At 71.4% G+C, this 1,899-nt stretch carries 3 protein-coding genes and 1 pseudogene; 2 read left to right on the top strand and 2 right to left on the bottom strand.

Translation table 11 applies throughout. The features are described 5' to 3' along the window. Both RIF68_RS35590 and RIF68_RS35585 read right to left on the bottom strand, forming a co-directional pair. The coding region (locus RIF68_RS35590) for an NAD(P)H-binding protein (protein WP_309055742.1) at window positions 1-464 on the bottom strand (464 nt) is incomplete at its 3' end. Continuing rightward, window positions 464-886 (bottom strand): nuclear transport factor 2 family protein, encoded by a 423-nt coding sequence (locus RIF68_RS35585; RefSeq protein WP_309055740.1) that lies wholly within the window; start codon window positions 884-886, stop codon window positions 464-466. The genes RIF68_RS35585 and RIF68_RS35590, both read right to left, overlap by 1 nt. Before the next feature lie 91 nt (window positions 887-977). Here RIF68_RS35585 and RIF68_RS35580 point away from each other — a divergent pair, with 91 nt between their 5' ends. Both RIF68_RS35580 and RIF68_RS35575 read left to right on the top strand, forming a co-directional pair. Continuing rightward, window positions 978-1,571, top strand: a complete 594-nt coding sequence (locus RIF68_RS35580) for a TetR family transcriptional regulator (protein WP_309055738.1) — start codon at window positions 978-980, stop codon at window positions 1,569-1,571. Between the two features lie 147 nt (window positions 1,572-1,718). After that, window positions 1,719-1,899 (top strand): annotated as a pseudogene (locus RIF68_RS35575) (SRPBCC family protein); the annotation flags it as partial.

Here is a 1,899-nt window from a genome sequence, read left to right as displayed (position 1 = left end):
AGCAGGGTCCCGTCCGCTCGGACGCTCAGTGCGTGCGGGTGGTCACCGGTGAAGTTCTGCATGAACCACGAGGGGCGGAGCACCGCCCATTCGTCGAACAGGCCGGGCAGGGCTTCGTGGACCCGGCCGACGGCAGGACCGCCGGCGGGGATCGCCGAGGAGCTGAGCAGCACCGCGCGGCGTACGCCGGCCGCACGGGCCCGCTCGAGGAAGGGCAGCATGACGGCGGCCGGTTCGGGGGAGGCGATCGGCGGGACGAGGTAGAGGCCGTCGACGTCGTCGAGCGCCGCGTCGAACGACGCGGGGTCGTTCCAGTCGAAGCGGACGGCCTGGGCTCCGTGCACCGGAGTGGCGCGCCTGCCGCCGGCCTTGACGCGGTGCCCGGCCCCGGTGAGCCGGGCGACGACGCGGCTGCCGGTGGTACCGGTGGCCCCGATGACCAGGGTGGTGCCGGGGCTGCGCATCACTTGCCCTCCGTGAAGTCGCCCGCGAAGTCCTGCAGGGCCAGCGGGTTCCAGTAGTCGCGGTAGTGGGTGATGAGGCCGTCCCGGACGGTCACCACGGCGATGTAGGTCATGTCGTAGGGGGCGTCCGACTTCACCAGGCGGCCCACCGCACGCATCTCGACCACGATGGTCTGCGCGTCGGTGGTCCGATGGATCCGCACGGAGGGGAAGTCGTGGAGGTCGATGTGGTCGGGGTAGTCGCGCATGTAGTCGGCGACGGCGGCCTTGCCTTCCAGCCTCTTGGGGCGGCCGTCGGGTGCGAAGGGGAACTCGAAGACGCCGTCGTCGTCCCAGAGGTCGACCCAGGCGGACATGTCCTTCTCCAGCAGAAGGCGCAAGCCGTGGAGGTACAGGTCCGCCGGCGCGGTGGCAGTGGGCATGCGTGTCTCCATCCCGTACTATACGGACCCGCGGTCCGCTTCGTGTTCAACGATACGGACCTCTGGTCCGTTTCGCAATGGGAGGAGCCTCGTGCCGGAACGCAAGCCGCGCAAGGACGCAGTACGCAATCGGGCAGCCGTACTCGCCGCGGCCGATGAACTCTTCGCGAGCCGCGAGAGTCCGCAGGCCGTCACCATGGCCGACGTCGCGGCGGCGGCCGGCGTCGGCAAGGCCACGCTCTTCCGCGCCTTCGGCGACCGCACCGGCCTGATCCTCGCGCTGCACGAGGCGCGGCTCGCACCGATCGGGGAAGCCGTCGAGCAGGGTCCGCCGCCCCTGGGGCCCGGCACCCCACCCAGGGAACGCCTGCCCGCCCTGCTCGACGCCCTCCTGTGTTTCAAGATCGACAACCGCCACCTCGCCCTGGCCCTGGAGGGGACCGGCAGCGACAGCCCGTACCGGACGGAGCATTACGAGTGGTGGCACAGCACGCTCAAGGCCGTACTGGAACAGCTCCCCGATGTCACCGACAGCGGCTTCACCGCGCACGCGCTCCTCGCCGCCACCCGTGCCGACCTCGTCGAACACCTCGTCGGCCGGCAGCACACGTCCCGCGAGCAGATGCGGGCGCACCTCGCGGCCTTCACCCACAAGATCCTGCCCCCACAGGTTCCGCGGGGTTGAGATCAACGGCTGCGGGGAGGGCCGGCGGCGCTCGCGGCGGCCCCGGTGAGCGGCACGCGCCGTTGACACGGCGAGGACGACGGGAGGGCGAGGGTGTGTACTGACAGGTGTCTGCCTCGGGCAGGCGCCGGCCGCGATGCTCGTGGCATGACTTCAACGAGCGTCCCGATCACCGTCTTCGCCCGTACGACGGCCGGCCCCGCGCACACCTACCGGGTCATCGTGCCGATCGACCTCGCCCAGGTGTTCAAGCCGTGGGGCCCCTTCCCCGGCGTCGCGGAGGTGCGCGACCAGACCGGCGCCTGGAACCGGCCGGGGACGTCGCGCC

This window comes from Streptomyces sp., assembly GCF_031178505.1.
Classification (GTDB): Bacteria; Actinomycetota; Actinomycetes; order Streptomycetales; family Streptomycetaceae; genus Streptomyces; species Streptomyces gulbargensis.
This window is presented reverse-complemented; position numbering and strand designations above follow the sequence as displayed.